Below are 15,167 nucleotides of genomic sequence, written 5' to 3' on the forward strand. Positions count from 1 at the left end.
TTTTGTGATGCGGCGCTTGATTTGTGTCTACAATCACAAAAAACGAACGGTCGTTCTATTTTAATTTTTCACGCAAAGGAGGTCCAGCATGACAGCTGAATACAAAGTCCACGGCGATGTGGCGGTCATCACCATGACGAACCCGCCGGTCAACGGATTGGGATTGTCCACCCGCATCGGCATCACCGATGGGCTGGAAAAAGCCAACAACGATTCGGCGGTCAAAGCCATTGTCATCACGGGTGGTGGCAAAGCCTTCTCTGGCGGTGCCGATATCCGTGAATTCGGTTCGCCCAAAGCGATCCAGGAACCCAATTTGCTGAGCGTGATCCGCGCTTGCGAGAATTCGGCCAAACCCGTTGTGGCGGCCATCCACTCCGTTGCCATGGGTGGTGGTCTGGAATTGGCACTGGGCTGCCACTACCGCATCGCCGCGCCTGGCACTTCGATTGCCTTGCCTGAAGTGAAGCTGGGCTTGATTCCTGGTGCAGGTGGCACGCAGCGCCTGCCTCGCGTGATCGGCGTTGAAGCCGCCCTGAACATGATTGTCAGTGGTGAAGCCATCAAGAGCGAAATGCTGGCCATGTTGCCCGGTCAAAAGCTGTTCGATGCCATGGCCCAATCGGCTCAAACCTTGCCTGAAGAAGCCTTGGCGATGGCCCGCAAAGTCGCTGGTGCTCACGCAGAAGGTGCGCCTTTGCCCTTGGTGCGCAATTTGCCATGCAAACACGTTCAGGGGGATGCCTACTTCCAATTCGCCCGCAACATGGCCAAAGGCATGGCCAAAAACCTGCCTGCGCCGGTCAAATGTGTGGATGCCGTGGAAGCGGCCACCAAGAAGAAGTTTGAAGACGGCATGGTGTTCGAGCGTGACATTTTCATGAACCTCATGTTGACGCCAGAGAGCCGCGCTCTGCGCCACATCTTCATGGCCGACCGTGCAGCCAGCAAGATTCCGGACGTGCCAGAAGATACACCGAAGCGGGACATCAAGAGCATCGCCGTCATCGGTGCAGGCACCATGGGCGGTGGCATCTCGATGAACTTCTTGAACGCCGGCATACCCGTCAAGATGTTGGAGATGAAACAAGAAGCGCTGGACCGGGGCGTGGCCACCATTCGCAAGAACTATGAGGCGCAGGTCAAAAAAGGCAAGCTCAAGCCGGAGAAGTACGAAGAGCGCATGGCCTTGTTGAGCACCACGCTCAGTTACGATGACATTGGCCAAGCGGACTTGGTGATCGAGGCGGTTTTTGAGGAAATGGGCGTGAAAGAAGCCGTCTTCAAAGAACTGGACCGCGTGATGAAGCCGGGTGCCATTTTGGCTTCTAACACCTCCACCTTGGATGTGAACAAGATTGCCAGCTTCACCCAACGTCCCCAAGACGTGGTGGGCATGCACTTTTTCAGCCCCGCCAACGTGATGAAGCTGCTGGAAGTCGTGCGTGGCGCTCAGACCGGTAAAGATGTCTTGGCCACCGTGATGGCCATTGGCAAAAAAATCAAGAAGACCTCCGTGGTGTCAGGTGTTTGCGATGGCTTTATTGGCAACCGCATGATCGAGCAGTACAGCCGCCAAGCCGGTTTCCTGATCGAAGAAGGTTGCACACCCGCACAAGTGGACAAAGCCGTTGAAAAGTTTGGTTTTGCCATGGGCCCCTTCCGCATGGGCGACTTGGCGGGCAACGACATTGGCTGGGCGATCCGCAAGCGCCGCTACACCGAAAAACCCAACCTCAAGTACAGCAAAACCGCGGACTTGCTGTGCGAGATGGGCCGTTACGGTCAAAAGACGGGCGCAGGCTGGTACGACTACCAAGCCGGCAAGCGCGATGCGATCCCCAGTGCTGTGGTGGTCGAAATGATCGAGAAGCACCGCGCCGCCATGGGCATCACACCCCGCAAAATCTCGGACGAAGAAATCGTGCAGCGTTTGGTCTTCTCCTTGGTGAACGAGGCTGCACACATCCTGGAAGAGGGCATTGCCAGCAAGGCCAGCGACATCGACATGGTCTACCTGACCGGTTATGGCTTCCCGCTCTGGCGCGGTGGCCCCATGATCTATGCGGACACTTTGGGCCTGTTCAACGTGGCCGAAGCCATGAAACGATTTGCCAAAAATCCGCATGACGATGCCCAGTTTTGGCAACCCGCGCCCTTGTTGGCACGCTTGGTGGCTGAAGGCAAGACATTCAACTGATTTTTTAATTTTCGAGTGGGCGAACCTTCGGTTGGTCCCTCCCCTGAAAGGTTTTCATCATGACGAATGTAGTCATCGTATCTACCGCACGCACCCCCCTGGCCAAGAGCTGGAAAGGCGCTTTCAACATGACGCATGGCGCCACACTGGGCGGTCACGCCGTGCAGCACGCTGTGGCTCGCGCAGGCATTGACGCCGCCGAAGTCGAAGACGTGATCATGGGGTGCGCCACACCCGAAGGGGCCACGGGTGCCAACATCGCACGTCAGGTGGCGCTCAAGGCCGGTTTGCCCATTTCGGTGTCGGGCATGACCGTGAACCGTTTTTGCTCTTCTGGCTTGCAAACCATCGCGCTGGCTGCGCAGCGCATCATGGCCGGTGAAGGGCAAGTCTACGTGGCAGGTGGCGTCGAAAGCATCTCCTGTGTGCAGCAAGAAATGAACACACACATGCTGCAAGATCTGGCCTTGGCCAAACAAAAACCAGAGATCTACTGGAACATGTTGCAAACTGCCGAGCAAGTGGCCAAGCGCTACAAGATCGGCCGAGATGTGATGGACGCTTATGGCGCAGCCAGCCAGCAAAAAGCCTGCGCTGCGCAAGCGGCGGGTTTGTTTGACGCAGAAATCGCCCCCATCACCGTGACCCAAGGCGTGATTGACAAGGTCATGGGCTTGACCACCAAGCAAGTGACCGTGAGCGTGGATGAAGGCCTGCGCGAAGGCACCACGGTTGAGGGCATCAGCGGCTTGCGTTCTGCCTTGCCAGGTGGTCTGGTCACGGCAGGCAATGCCAGCCAGTTCTCCGACGGTGCTGGCGCTTGCGTGTTGATGGACGAAAAACTGGCCGAGCAGCGCGGCTTGAAGCCCCTGGGTCGATTCCTCGGTTTTGCCGTGGCCGGTTGCGAGCCCGATGAAATGGGCATTGGCCCGGTGTACGCCGTGCCCAAAGCTTTGGCACGTTTGGGCCTCACGGTCAACGACATCGACTTGTGGGAACTCAATGAAGCTTTTGCCGTGCAGGTGCTGTACTGCCGCGACAAGCTCGGTATTCCGGCCGATCGCCTGAACGTCAACGGCGGCGCGATTGCCGTGGGTCACCCCTACGGTGTGTCGGGCCAACGCCTCACGGGCCATGCCCTGATCGAAGGCAAGCGCCGTGGTGCCAAGCGCGTGGCGGTGACCATGTGCATTGGTGGCGGCATGGGTGCTTGCGGCATTTTTGAAGTGCTGTGATGCGCAAGCGCGTTGATGCCTGATCAACGCGAAGGGCGGCTGGCTTGTGCCTGCCGCCTTTTTTTATGTTTTGAATCTGGATGAGTGTCATGAGCCTGCGTCCCACCGTTGATTTTTTGCTGCACGACTGGCTGAAAGTCGACAGCCTGCAAAGCCGCGCGCGCTTTGCCGACCACTCGCGTGAAACTTTTGACGCGGTGCTCGACACCTGCGAGCGCATCGCCCGCGAAAAATATGCCCCCTTCAACCGCCTGGTGGACACCCAAGAGCCCCACTTTGATGGCGAAAAAGTCATCCTGCCCCAGGCCACACACGACGCGTACAAGGCCTATGCCGAGTCGGGCATGCTCAGCGCCGCACAAGACTACGAGATCGGCGGCATGCAACTGCCCTACACGGTCGAAGCCGCCGCCAACGCGTTTTTTGCCATGGCCTCGGTCAGCATTGGCTCGGGCATGCTCACCAGCGGCAACGCCAATTTGCTCATGGTGCACGGCACCGATTTGCAAAAGCAGGTGTTTGCGGCCAACGAATTCTCTGGGCGATTCTCTGGAACCATGTGCTTGTCTGAGCCCCAAGCGGGCTCGTCGCTGAGCGACATCACCACCCGCGCCACACCCGATGGCGAGGGCTTTGAGGCCGACGCTTTGGGCGCACGTTACCGCCTCAAGGGCAACAAGATGTGGATCTCTTCGGGAGAGCATGAACTCGCCGAGAACATCATCCATTTGGTGCTGGCCAAGATCCCCGACGAGCATGGCCAGTTGGTCCCCGGCGTCAAAGGTATTTCACTGTTCATCGTGCCCAAAAAGATGGTGGACACGGATGGACAGCTGACAGGCGAACGCAACGATGTGGCGCTGGCAGGCCTGAACCACAAATGTGGCTGGCGAGGCACCACCAATACCCTGCTGAACTTTGGCGAGGGCAAATACCCCGTGCGCGGCGAGGCCGGCGCCGTGGGCTACCTCGTCGGCCAACCCGGTGAAGGCCTGCGCTGCATGTTCCACATGATGAACGAGGCCCGCATCGGTGTGGGCATGGCCGCCACCATGCTCGGCATGGCCGGTTACTACGCCAGCTTGGACTACGCCAAAAACCGTCCACAAGGCCGACCCACCGGGGCAGGGGGCAAAGATGCGCGTCAGCCCCAAGTGCGCATCATTGAGCACGCCGACATCAAGCGCATGTTGCTGGCCCAAAAAGCTTACAGCGAAGGCGCTTTGGCACTGGCCTTGTACTGTGCCCGTCTGGTGGACGAACAGCACACGGGCACAGAGGAAGACGCCGATGTCGCGCGTTTGCTGCTTGAAGTGCTGACGCCCATTGTCAAGAGTTTTCCCAGTGAGTGGTGCTTGGAAGCCAACAGCCTGGCCATCCAGATCCATGGGGGCTACGGTTACACACGCGATTTTCCCGTAGAGCAGTACTGGCGCGACAACCGGCTGAACATGATCCACGAGGGCACCCACGGCATCCAGGCCATGGACCTGCTGGGCCGCAAGGTCCTGATGGAAAACGGTCGGGGGTTGCAACTGCTGGCCGAGCGCATGCTGGCCACGGCCGCCCAAGCCGAGACCCATTGGGCACCCGAAGCGGCCGCCTTGCGTGATGCCTTGAAGCAAGTGGGCCAAGCCACACAACAAGCTTGGGCCGGAGCCCAACCAGCCGAGGCCCTGGCCAACGCCGTGCCCTATTTGCAGGCCTTTGGCCACACGGTGATCGCCTGGATCTGGCTGGATGTGGCGAACAGTCTGGGGGAAGACAACAGCCCCGCAGCCCAGGGCAGACGCGCTGCTTGCCGCTACTTCTTCCGATACGAATTGCCCAAAATTGGCGCGTGGCTGAATGTGGTTTGCAGCCGCGATCCCACTTGTGCCAACTTGCCCGAAGAGGCCTTCTGATGATCCGCCACATCGTCATGTGGAATTTGAAGGACCACGCCGAAGGGGCCGACAAATCAATCAACCTTGAAAAGGCGACAAAGCTGTTGTTGTCCTGCGCTCAAGTCGTGCCCGGTATTCGCGCTTTCGAAGTCGCCGTTGCAACGCCTGGCATGGACTGTACGAATGATTTGGTGCTCCACATGCTGCTCGATGACGCGCAGGTGCTAGCGGCTTACCAAAATCACCCCGATCATCTGGCCATCAAACCTTTCATGAGGGCGGTTGTGCAAGAGCGCCGCTGTATGGATTTCACCGTCGAATAACAGGAGTATAAGATGGCTCGCACCGTTCAACAACTTTTTGACTTGACCGGCCAAGTCGCCCTTGTCACAGGCGGCTCTCGCGGTCTGGGACTGCAAATGGCCCACGCCTTGGGTGAAGCTGGCGCCAAGATCATGCTCAGCTCCCGCAAAGCGGCTGACCTGGAAGAGGCGGCCGCTGAGTTGCAAGCTGCGGGCATCGATGCCCGCTGGATCGCTGCAGACTGCGGCAAAGAAGAAGACATCCGTCGCCTGGCCACAGAAACCATGGAGCGCATGGGGCCCATCGACATCTTGGTCAACAACGCGGGGGCCACTTGGGGCGCTCCGGCCGAAGACCATCCTGTTGAGGCCTGGGACAAGGTGATGAACCTGAACGTGCGTGGCTATTTCATCTTGTCGCAAGAAGTGGCCAAGCGCAGTTTCATTCCGCGCGGCAAGGGCCGCATCATCAACATCGCCTCGATTGCAGGATTGGCGGGCAACCCGTCCGAGATGAAGACCATCGCTTACAACACCTCCAAAGGTGCGGTGATCAACTTCACACGCGCCCTGGCGGGCGAATGGGGCGAGCATGGCATCACCGTGAACGCAATTTGCCCGGGCTTTTTCCCCAGCAAAATGACCCATGGCCTGCTGGAAAAGCTGGGGGCCGACAAGATGGCCGCAGGCGCACCGCTGCGCCGCTTGGGCGATGACGAGGACTTGAAGGGCCTGGCCGTGTTGTTCGCCTCGGATGCGGGCAAACACATCACGGGCCAATGGCTGGCCGTGGACGGTGGCGTGAGTGCCATCATCGGTGGCTGAGCCCCATTTTGAGTCTGGACATGAGCATTCCTTTTGGCGCCCACATCCCCTTTGTTGAGCATTTGGGCTTTTCGCTCGAGACATTCGAGGGTGGTGAGTCTGAGCTGCATTTCGCGCCAAGGCCCGAACACCTGAACTCCTTCGACGTCACCCACGGCGGCGCCGTCATGACCTTTCTGGACGTCATCATGGCCACCGCTGCTCGCAGTGTGGACCCGGTCATGGGGGTGGTCACCATCGAGATGAAAACCACCTTCATGCGCCCTGCCCAAGTGCCTGCCGGACAGCACCTGGTCGGCAAAGGCCATTTGAAACACCGCACACGCAGCATGGCGTTCACCGAGGGCAGCGTGTTCGATGCCCAAGGCCAGCTGTGTGCGCACGCCACCGGCACGTTCAAGTACGTGAGCCGACGCGAAAAACCAGCCATTTCTACCGACTGACCCATTCCAACCTACCGGAGACCTTCATGCCCATCAACCACCGCATCGTTTTAGACAACCGCCCTCAAGGCGAAGCCACCGCCAGCAACTTCAAAATGGTCGAGGTGCCTTTGCCCGAACTGCAAGACGGCCAGGTGTTGGTTTGCCACCACTACATGAGTTTGGATCCCTACATGCGCGGCCGCATGAACGAGAGCAAAAGCTACGCGGTGCCCCAGCCTTTGGGCGAAGTCATGATCGGCGGCACCGTGGGCGAGGTGGTGGACAGCCGCCATCCCAAATTCAAAGCCGGTGACCAAGTCGTCGGCATGGGCGGCTGGCAAGAGTACAGCGTGGTGGATGCCCATGTGATTGGCGCACTGCGCAAGGTCGACACCACGCATGTGCCGCTGTCGCACTATTTGGGCGCTGTGGGCATGCCTGGCGTGACCGCTTGGTATGGCCTGGTCAAAATCATCAACCCCAAGGCGGGCGAGACGGTGACCGTGAGCGCGGCCAGTGGCGCAGTGGGCAGCGCTTACGGCGCATTGGCCAAAGCCCGTGGCTGCCGCGTGGTCGGCATTGCGGGCGGCAAAGACAAATGCGACTACGTGGTCAATGAATTGGGCTTTGACGCCTGCATTGATTACAAAGTGCACAAGGACTACCTGAGCCTGTCCAAAGCCCTGCGCGAGGCTTGCCCGAATGGCATCGACGGCCACTTTGAAAACGTGGGCGGCATGGTGCTCGACGCGGTGATGCTGCGCACCAACGCTTTCGCACGCATTGCCGTGTGCGGCATGATCGCGGGCTACGACGGCGCACCACTGCCCATGGCCAACCCCGCTTTGATTTTGGTCAACCGCATGAAGATCGAAGGCTTCATTGTGAGTGAGCACATGGAAGTCTGGCCCGAAGCCCTGCAAGAGCTTGGCACCCTGGTGGGCACCGGCAAACTGCGTCCCCGCGAATCCGTGGCCCAAGGCTTGGCCGCTGCGCCCGAGGCTTTCTTGGGCTTGCTCAAAGGCAAAAACTTTGGCAAGCAGTTGGTCAAGCTGATCTGAGGCCCGCGCATGTCCGATCCGATCCTGCACCACTACCCGAACTCGCCGTTTGCAGAAAAGATTCGTCTGATTCTTGGCTACAAACAGTTGCCTTGGCAGAGTGTGTTCATCCCGATGATCATGCCCAAACCTGACCTGACGGCGCTCACGGGCGGTTACCGCAAAACGCCGGTGCTGCAGATCGGAGCCGACATTTATTGCGACACCGCCTTGATTTGTGATGTGCTGGAGCAGTTGGCCCCAGCGGCCACGCTTTACCCTGATGCCACCCAAGGCGCCGCCCAGATCGTGGCGCAATGGGCCGACAGCGCCTTGTTCCCGGTGGCCATGGCCTACAACTTCCAACCCGCAGGTGTGGCGCAAGTCTTTGCAAGCACGCCCGCCGAAGGGGTACAAGCCTTTGTGGCCGACCGCGCCGCCATGCGCGGTGGTGCGCCGCGCATGGCGTTCACCGACGCATCCGCCACCTACAAATGTTATTTGCGGCGACTGGCCAACATGCTGCAGGGGCAAGACTTTTTGTTCGGTACCCGGCCCTGTGTGGCGGACTTTGCGGCTTATCACCCGCTGTGGTTCACCCAAGCGCGCACGCCTGCACTGGCCACCATTTTGGATGCCACGCCTGAACTCAAGTCTTGGATGGCCCGCATGCAGGCCATCGGCCACGGCAGCCACAGCCCCTTGCGTGGCGAAGACGCCCTTCAAGTCGCCCACAACGCCACGCCCGCAGCACTGCAGGGCGGGGCGTTCCAAGACGAGCACGGCATCGCGCTGGGCAGCTTGGTGGCGATCGCCGCCGACAACTTTGGGCTGGAGCCCACCGAGGGCGAACTGGTGGCCGCCACCCACAGCCGTTACACCTTGCGCCGAACCGGTGATCGTTCGGGCACTGTCCATGTCCATTTCCCGCGTGTCGGGTTCACGCTCAAAAAGGTTTCCCCATGATTGACAACTTCCAAGGCAAAACCGCTGTCCTGACGGGCGCAGGCTCGGGCTTCGGGCTGGAATGCGCCCGCATTGGTGCCAAGTTGGGCATGAACCTCGTGTTGGTCGATGTGCAGCAAGATGCCCTCGACAAAGCTGCAGCCGAAATGACAGCACACGGTGCACAGGTGCTGGCCCGCAAGGTCGACGTGTCCAATGCCCAGGCCATGGAGCAGCTCGCTGCCGACGTGAAAGCCCGTTTTGGTGCGCCCCACTTCGTGTTCAACAACGCGGGCGTGGGCGCCGGTGGGCTGGTTTGGGAAAACTCGGTCGCCGACTGGGAATGGGTCTTGGGTGTCAACCTCTGGGGCGTGGTACACGGCGTGCGCCTGTTCACCCCCATGATGCTCGAAGCTGCCAAGGCCGATGCGGCCTACCAAGGCCACATCGTCAATACCGCCAGCATGGCCGGTTTGCTCACACCGCCCAATATGGGCATCTACAACGTGAGCAAACATGCGGTGGTGTCGTTGACTGAAACTTTGTACCAAGACCTGCAATTGGTCAGTGACCAAGTCAGTGCCAGTGTGTTGTGCCCTTATTTTGTGCCGACCGGCATCAGCCAGAGCCATCGCAACCGCCCATCCGAGCTGGCGGCAGAAAAACCCACCGCCAGCCAGTTGATTGGCCAAGCGCAAAGCGACAAAGCCGTGGGCAGTGGCAAAGTCTCGGCCGCCGATGTGGCGCAAAAAGTGTTTGATGCCGTGGCCCAAGGCCAGTTTTACATCTACAGCCACCCGCAAGCCTTGGGCAATGTGCAAAGCCGGATGGAAGCCATTGTTCAGGGCATCAACCCACCTGACCCTTTTGCGGCGCGTCCTGAATTGGGTGAAGGTTTGCGCCAAGCCTTGCGCTCTGCTTAGGGCCATCCTTTCATGGTGTCCAGCGCCATGGGCGCTGGTGTGAATGGGTGGAAGTGGCCTTCAAAACAATGCCGTACCTCGTGTCCTAGAACCAGATGAGAGGTTTGGGGCCCGGTGATGATCAAGCACTCCTGGGTGGTCACGTCCCAAATTGCACAGGCCGCCGGGGGGGTGATGTTCGCCTGTTGATGCCCCATGCCGATGGACCGGGCACAGATTTGGGCCACATCGGCCCTCATTTCCCAACGCAGGTGCACCTCTTGCATGATTCGCTTGTCCTTTGCCAATGGGGTGAAGCTGCGCCATTCTGATGCGGGTATCCTGCCCCCTCCCATCGACTGGCAGCCTGTGAGGGACACAAGCAGTCCCCCCGCAACGGCCCATTGGGCCCAGCATTTCAGAATGATTTGCAATTCAAACATAAAAAACACCATGAACTTTAAAATTGATTTTTCTTAATTTTGTATCAATTTTATATTTTTGATGGTTTATGACCCGTTATTTCGCCGTTTGCAGTATGAATTTGTAATTTTTTTCGAAATTTTGAATTCAAAAATCGCCCATTGGAGGGTTGGATGTGGCCGGCTCCTGAGAGCGGTTGTGGCAAACTTGACCGTTTTCCCCCGAGATGTGACCTGAGACATGCAGAAAATCCTGGCCCAACTGGCCGCAGAAATCCGAATCCGCCTTGAGCAGGTCAAAACCGCTGTCGAACTGCTCGATGGGGGGGCGACCGTTCCCTTCATTGCCCGTTACCGCAAAGAAGTGACCGACGGCTTGGACGACATCCAGTTGCGAGAGTTGGCGTCGCGTTTGGGTTATTTGCGCGAACTTGAGGACCGCCGCGCAGCCGTGATCAAGAGCATCACCGAGCAGGGCAAGATGACCCCCGTGTTGCTGGCCGCCATCGACGCTGCGGCCACCAAGCAAGAGCTGGAAGACCTTTACTTGCCCTTTAAACCCAAGCGCCGTACCAAGGGCATGATCGCCCGTGAAGCGGGTCTGGAGCCCTTGGCGGACAAGCTGTTGGCCGACCCGCGTCTCGACCCGCACGCCGAGGCCCAAGCGTTTGTGCTGGCTGCGGGCGCCATTGAAGGCGCGGACTTCACGACCACCGCCGCCGTACTCGACGGTGTGCGCGACCTGCTGAGCGAGCGCTGGGCCGAAGACGCTTCTTTGGTGCAAGCCCTGCGCGAATGGCTGTGGAACGAGGGCCTCTTCAAAAGCAAGTTGGCCGACGGCAAAGACGAAAACAACGCCGATGTGTCCAAGTTCCGCGATTACTTCGACTACGACGAGCCCATCGGGCGCGTGCCCTCACACCGGGCATTGGCCGTATTCCGGGGCAGGGCGCTGGAAATGCTGGACGCCAAGCTGGTGCTGCCCGTGGAGCCCGAGCCCGGCCAACCCAGCATCGCCGAAGGCAAGATCGCCTTGCATTTGGGATGGAGCCATGCAGCACGCCCCTCGGATGACCTGATCCGCAAATGCGTGGCCTGGACCTGGCGCGTGAAATTGAGCCTGTCCACGGAGCGGGACTTGTTCACACGCTTGCGCGAAGAGGCTGAAAAAGTCGCCATCAAGGTGTTCAGCGACAACCTACGCGACCTGCTGCTGGCCGCGCCTGCAGGCCCCCGCGTGGTCATGGGCCTGGATCCAGGCATCCGCACCGGTGTGAAAGTGGCCGTGGTGGACGCCACCGGCAAGCTGGTCGACACCACCACCGTTTACCCCCACGAGCCCCGCAAAGACTGGGAGGGTTCGCTGTTCACCCTCGCCAAGCTTTGCGAAAAGCACCACGTTAACCTGATCGCCATAGGCAATGGCACCGCCAGCCGCGAGACCGACAAACTGGCCGGTGATCTGATCAAACAGTTGTCGCGTTTGACCGATGCGGTGGAGATTCAGAAAGTGGTGGTCAGCGAGGCCGGCGCTTCGGTTTACAGCGCCAGCGAATTTGCATCACAAGAAATGCCCGACGTGGACGTGAGTCTGCGCGGCGCCGCATCCATTGCCCGCCGTCTGCAAGACCCATTGTCTGAATTGGTCAAGATCGACCCCAAAGCGATTGGTGTGGGCCAGTACCAGCACGACGTGAACCAGAGCGAGCTGGCCAAAACGCTGGACGCTGTGGTCGAAGACTGCGTGAACTCGGTGGGTGTGGACCTGAACACAGCCAGCGTCCCCTTGCTCACCCGCGTGTCGGGCCTGTCGGGCAGCGTGGCCAAGGCCGTGGTGCGCTGGCGCGATGCCAACGGCGTGTTCAAAACCCGCCAGGACTTGCTCAAAGTGACCGGCCTGGGTGCCAAGACTTTTGAGCAAAGCGCTGGTTTTTTGCGCATTCGCGGCGGCGACAACCCACTGGACATGACCGGTGTCCACCCAGAGACTTACCCAGTGGTCGAGCAGATCATTGTCAAAACCGCCAAGCCTATTCAAGAGATCATGGGCCGTTCGGATGTGCTCAAAACCCTCAAGCCCGAGCTGTTTGTGAACGACAAATTCGGTGCAGTGACCATCAAAGACATTTTGGGCGAGCTGGAAAAGCCCGGCCGTGACCCGCGTCCCGACTTCAAAGTGGCCCGATTGGCCGACGGTGTTGAAGACATCAAGGACCTGAAAGAAGGCATGACCTTGGAGGGCACCGTGAGCAACGTGGCCCAGTTTGGCGCTTTTGTGGACCTGGGCGTGCACCAAGATGGCCTGGTCCATGTGAGCCAGTTGGCCAACAAGTTCGTCACCGACGCCCGCGAAGTGGTCAAAACCGGCGACATCGTCAAAGTGAAGGTGCTCGAAGTCGATGTGGCCCGCAAACGCATCAGCCTGACCATGAAGCTGGACGCTGCGCCTGCACGGCGCGATGGCCCCAGAGACAACAAGTTTGAAGGGGCAGGGCGGGACAACCGACAGCGTGGCAGCGGCGGTGGCTACACCTCACCACCCGCTCCAGGGGCAGGCTCGGCCATGGCCAGCGCTTTTGCCAAGCTGCAGAGCTTGAAAAAATAAGCACCGTGCAAGCCCTCCACATCCATGCGGGCCCCAAGGCCCTGGCCCACATCCGCGCCCATGGCCTGCGGCCTGAACACATCGGCGTCATCCCCGGTGCCGCAGGTGGCCCCAAAGGTTTGATCCTGGGGCCGCTGGATCGCTTCATTTTTGGCGACTGGCTGGCCCAGAGCACACAGGCCGTGGATTTGGTGGGCGCGTCGATTGGCGCGTGGCGCATGGCCACGGCTTGCCTGAACCCTTCAGTGGCTGCATTTGAGCGGCTGGAGCACGACTACATCCGCCAGCATTACGAGCCGCTGCCGGGTCAAAAGCGCGTGAGCGCCCAGCAAATCAGTGATGCCTTTGGCCAAAGCCTACAAGCTTTTTATGGTGGCCGCATCGCTGAGGTGCTCAGCCACCCGCGATACAAACTGCACATCGTCACCTCACGCGGTCGGCATATCTTGCACCGTGAACACCCTGTGGCCACGCCACTGGGTTACGCCGGGGCTTACCTCAGCAACGCCTTGCATCGCCGGGCCTTGGGTGCTTGGCTGGAGCGGGTGGTGTTTTCTGCGCAAAGCGCAGATCTCCCTTTTGACGTGCAAGACTTTCGCACCCGCTCTGTGGCATTGACCGAGGGCAATTTCATGCCTGCGCTGCAAGCGAGCTGCGCCATCCCCTTTGCCTTGAAAGCCGTGCACGACATTCCCGGTGCACCCGCTGGGGCCTATTGGGACGGCGGCATCACCGACTACCACCTGCACCTGAACTGGACAGCGCCAAGCCACGGTCCGGATCGGGCCATCGTGCTGTACCCGCATTTTCAGAAAAGCGTGGTCCCGGGCTGGCTCGACAAAGCGCTCAAGTGGCGGCACGGCGCAACCCCATTTCTGGACCGCACCATCGTCTTGGCCCCGAATCCCGAATGGGTCAAAACCCTGCCGAACGGCAAATTGCCTGACCGCAAGGATTTCATGACCTACGACCGAGATTGGGCGGGACGGGTCAAGGTGTGGAGCGCGGCGACCCAGGCCAGTCAGCAATTGGCAGAAGAGTTCAGCCGTTGGTTGCACAAGCCCGACGCGTCTGTGGTTCAAGCTTTGTAAGGATCACCCATGTCTGAAGCCTTCGTTGTCGGTCAAATGACCGTGAAAGATCCCGAAAAATGGACGCAATACCGATCGCAGGTCTTGGCCACCTTGTTGCCTTTTGACGGAGAACTCGTGTTTCGGGGTGAGCAGGCGCTGTCGTTTTCGGGCGTTAATCTTCACCCCGACATCGTGGTGATCCGTTTTCCAACTTTGGAACTGGCCCAAGGCTGGCATGGCTCTGAGGCCTACCAAAAGCTGATTCCATTGCGCCAAGATGCGGCCGATGTCGTTTTGACGGCTTATGCCACATAACCCTGATCAGCAAGTGGATAATAAACGCATGTCGACCGCTCCTCTTTACCTCACCGCCGCCCTCTACAAATTTGTTGATTTGTCCGATTTCGAGGCGCTCCAAGCGCCTTTACAAGCCTGTTGCGAGGCCAACGAAGTCAAAGGCACCTTGCTCTTGGCCCGCGAAGGCATCAACGGCACGGTGGCCGGGCCTGAAGCGGGCATCCGCGCCGTGCTGACTTTTTTAAGGGCCGATGCTCGCCTGGCCAGTCTGGTTCACAAAGAGTCCTGGAGTCCCAAACCGCCCTTCACCCGGATGAAGGTCAAGCTCAAGAAGGAAATCGTGACCTTGCGTGTGCCCGAGTTGGACCCCAACAAGACGGTGGGCCAATACGTCAAACCCGCCGACTGGAACGCTTTGCTGGCCGACCCGGATGTGGTGGTCATCGACACGCGCAACGACTACGAGGTGGCGATTGGCACCTTCAGGGGCGCGGTCAACCCCAACATCAAGAACTTTGTGCAACTGCCCGCGTGGCTGGACGCACAGCCCCATTTGCAAGGCGAAGCCGCCAAAAAGACCAAGGTGGCCATGTTCTGCACAGGCGGCATCCGCTGCGAGAAATCCACCGCGCTCATGAAAATGCGCGGTTTTGACGAGGTGTACCACCTCGAAGGCGGCATCCTCAAGTACCTGGAAGAAATCCCACCAGAGCAAAGCATCTGGGAAGGCGAGTGCTTTGTGTTCGACGAACGCGTGAGCGTGGGCCACGGCCTCGGTTTGGGCAGCCACGCGCTGTGCCGTTCTTGCCGCTGGCCACTGAGCGAACAAGACAAACAGTCGCCCCATTACGTATTGGGCGTGAGCTGTGACCACTGCCATGACCAGCGCACGCCCGAGCAAAAGGAAAAATTGGCCGAACGCCAGCGCCAGGTCGAGCTGGCCGAGTCACGGGGCGAGTTGCATGTGGGCGCCAAGATGCCCCACCACGACGCACCCTGAGACGCCATCG

At 59.5% G+C, this 15,167-nt stretch carries 14 protein-coding genes; 13 read left to right on the forward strand and 1 reads right to left on the reverse strand.

Going from position 1 to position 15,167, the window contains the following annotated elements:
* The first annotated feature begins 88 nt into the window (after positions 1-88).
* The 9 genes from ACHEXK_RS06685 to ACHEXK_RS06725 all read left to right on the forward strand — a co-directional run bounded on the left by ACHEXK_RS06685 (position 89) and on the right by ACHEXK_RS06725 (position 9,781).
* Positions 89-2,200: a 3-hydroxyacyl-CoA dehydrogenase NAD-binding domain-containing protein gene (locus ACHEXK_RS06685; protein WP_416548590.1), complete on the forward strand. Its 2,112-nt coding sequence runs from the start codon at positions 89-91 to the stop codon at positions 2,198-2,200.
* A gap of 59 nt (positions 2,201-2,259) precedes the next feature.
* Positions 2,260-3,435, forward strand: a complete 1,176-nt coding sequence (locus ACHEXK_RS06690) for an acetyl-CoA C-acyltransferase (protein WP_416548591.1) — start codon at positions 2,260-2,262, stop codon at positions 3,433-3,435.
* Positions 3,436-3,524: 89 nt separating this feature from the next.
* Complete coding sequence (locus tag ACHEXK_RS06695; protein ID WP_416548592.1) at positions 3,525-5,339, forward strand: acyl-CoA dehydrogenase; 1,815 nt, start codon at positions 3,525-3,527, stop codon at positions 5,337-5,339.
* Complete coding sequence (locus ACHEXK_RS06700) at positions 5,339-5,644, forward strand: Dabb family protein (protein WP_416548593.1); 306 nt, start codon at positions 5,339-5,341, stop codon at positions 5,642-5,644. Before ACHEXK_RS06695 ends, ACHEXK_RS06700 begins: the two co-directional genes overlap by 1 nt.
* Before the next feature lie 12 nt (positions 5,645-5,656).
* Positions 5,657-6,448, forward strand: a complete 792-nt coding sequence (locus tag ACHEXK_RS06705) for an SDR family oxidoreductase (RefSeq protein WP_416548594.1) — start codon at positions 5,657-5,659, stop codon at positions 6,446-6,448.
* A 20-nt stretch (positions 6,449-6,468) separates the two neighbouring features.
* Complete coding sequence (locus ACHEXK_RS06710) at positions 6,469-6,891, forward strand: PaaI family thioesterase (protein ID WP_416548595.1); 423 nt, start codon at positions 6,469-6,471, stop codon at positions 6,889-6,891.
* 26 nt (positions 6,892-6,917) lie between these two features.
* Positions 6,918-7,934 carry an NADP-dependent oxidoreductase gene (locus tag ACHEXK_RS06715; protein WP_416548596.1) on the forward strand — a complete coding sequence of 339 codons (1,017 nt, stop codon included), beginning with the start codon at positions 6,918-6,920 and terminating at the stop codon, positions 7,932-7,934.
* A 9-nt stretch (positions 7,935-7,943) separates the two neighbouring features.
* The gene (locus ACHEXK_RS06720; RefSeq protein WP_416548597.1) at positions 7,944-8,879 is read left to right on the forward strand and encodes a glutathione S-transferase family protein; all 936 of its coding nucleotides are present in this window, start codon (positions 7,944-7,946) and stop codon (positions 8,877-8,879) included.
* The gene (locus ACHEXK_RS06725) at positions 8,876-9,781 is read left to right on the forward strand and encodes an SDR family oxidoreductase (protein ID WP_416548598.1); all 906 of its coding nucleotides are present in this window, start codon (positions 8,876-8,878) and stop codon (positions 9,779-9,781) included. The genes ACHEXK_RS06720 and ACHEXK_RS06725 overlap by 4 nt, the downstream gene beginning before the upstream one ends.
* On the opposite strand, the gene ACHEXK_RS06730 is transcribed toward ACHEXK_RS06725, so the two are convergent.
* Positions 9,778-10,047 carry a hypothetical protein gene (locus ACHEXK_RS06730; RefSeq protein ID WP_416548599.1) on the reverse strand — a complete coding sequence of 90 codons (270 nt, stop codon included), beginning with the start codon at positions 10,045-10,047 and terminating at the stop codon, positions 9,778-9,780. The two genes, ACHEXK_RS06725 and ACHEXK_RS06730, sit on opposite strands and share 4 nt — an antisense overlap.
* 376 nt (positions 10,048-10,423) lie before the next feature.
* Between ACHEXK_RS06730 and ACHEXK_RS06735 the strand changes: the two genes are divergently transcribed.
* The 4 genes from ACHEXK_RS06735 to ACHEXK_RS06750 are packed head-to-tail and all read left to right on the forward strand — an operon-like array spanning position 10,424 to position 15,157.
* Positions 10,424-12,787, forward strand: coding sequence for a Tex family protein (locus ACHEXK_RS06735; protein WP_416548600.1), 2,364 nt, complete (start codon positions 10,424-10,426; stop codon positions 12,785-12,787).
* Positions 12,788-12,792: 5 nt separating this feature from the next.
* A complete protein-coding gene (locus ACHEXK_RS06740; RefSeq protein WP_416548601.1) occupies positions 12,793-13,878 on the forward strand; it encodes a phospholipase in 1,086 nt (361 codons plus the stop codon).
* Between the two features lie 9 nt (positions 13,879-13,887).
* Positions 13,888-14,175, forward strand: a complete 288-nt coding sequence (locus ACHEXK_RS06745) for a DUF1330 domain-containing protein (RefSeq protein ID WP_416548602.1) — start codon at positions 13,888-13,890, stop codon at positions 14,173-14,175.
* 28 nt (positions 14,176-14,203) lie between these two features.
* Complete coding sequence (locus tag ACHEXK_RS06750) at positions 14,204-15,157, forward strand: rhodanese-related sulfurtransferase (RefSeq protein WP_416548603.1); 954 nt, start codon at positions 14,204-14,206, stop codon at positions 15,155-15,157.
* Positions 15,158-15,167 lie beyond the last annotated feature (10 nt).

It is taken from the genome of Limnohabitans sp. DCL3 (assembly GCF_048019295.1).
Lineage (GTDB): Bacteria > Pseudomonadota > Gammaproteobacteria > Burkholderiales > Burkholderiaceae_C > Limnohabitans_A.

Bases quoted from the DNA above. Each gene is read 5' to 3' on its own strand.
- ACHEXK_RS06695 (WP_416548592.1), top strand. From the start codon at position 3,525: ATGAGCCTGCGTCCCACCGTTGATTTTTTGCTGCACGACTGGCTGAAA.
- ACHEXK_RS06750 (WP_416548603.1), top strand. From the start codon at position 14,204: ATGTCGACCGCTCCTCTTTACCTCACCGCCGCCCTCTACAAATTTGTT.
- ACHEXK_RS06715 (WP_416548596.1), top strand. From the start codon at position 6,918: ATGCCCATCAACCACCGCATCGTTTTAGACAACCGCCCTCAAGGCGAA.
- ACHEXK_RS06735 (WP_416548600.1), top strand. From the start codon at position 10,424: ATGCAGAAAATCCTGGCCCAACTGGCCGCAGAAATCCGAATCCGCCTT.
- ACHEXK_RS06710 (WP_416548595.1), top strand. From the start codon at position 6,469: ATGAGCATTCCTTTTGGCGCCCACATCCCCTTTGTTGAGCATTTGGGC.
- ACHEXK_RS06745 (WP_416548602.1), top strand. From the start codon at position 13,888: ATGTCTGAAGCCTTCGTTGTCGGTCAAATGACCGTGAAAGATCCCGAA.
- ACHEXK_RS06725 (WP_416548598.1), top strand. From the start codon at position 8,876: ATGATTGACAACTTCCAAGGCAAAACCGCTGTCCTGACGGGCGCAGGC.
- ACHEXK_RS06720 (WP_416548597.1), top strand. From the start codon at position 7,944: ATGTCCGATCCGATCCTGCACCACTACCCGAACTCGCCGTTTGCAGAA.
- ACHEXK_RS06685 (WP_416548590.1), top strand. From the start codon at position 89: ATGACAGCTGAATACAAAGTCCACGGCGATGTGGCGGTCATCACCATG.
- ACHEXK_RS06690 (WP_416548591.1), top strand. From the start codon at position 2,260: ATGACGAATGTAGTCATCGTATCTACCGCACGCACCCCCCTGGCCAAG.
- ACHEXK_RS06730 (WP_416548599.1), bottom strand. From the start codon at position 10,047: ATGCAAGAGGTGCACCTGCGTTGGGAAATGAGGGCCGATGTGGCCCAA.
- ACHEXK_RS06700 (WP_416548593.1), top strand. From the start codon at position 5,339: ATGATCCGCCACATCGTCATGTGGAATTTGAAGGACCACGCCGAAGGG.
- ACHEXK_RS06705 (WP_416548594.1), top strand. From the start codon at position 5,657: ATGGCTCGCACCGTTCAACAACTTTTTGACTTGACCGGCCAAGTCGCC.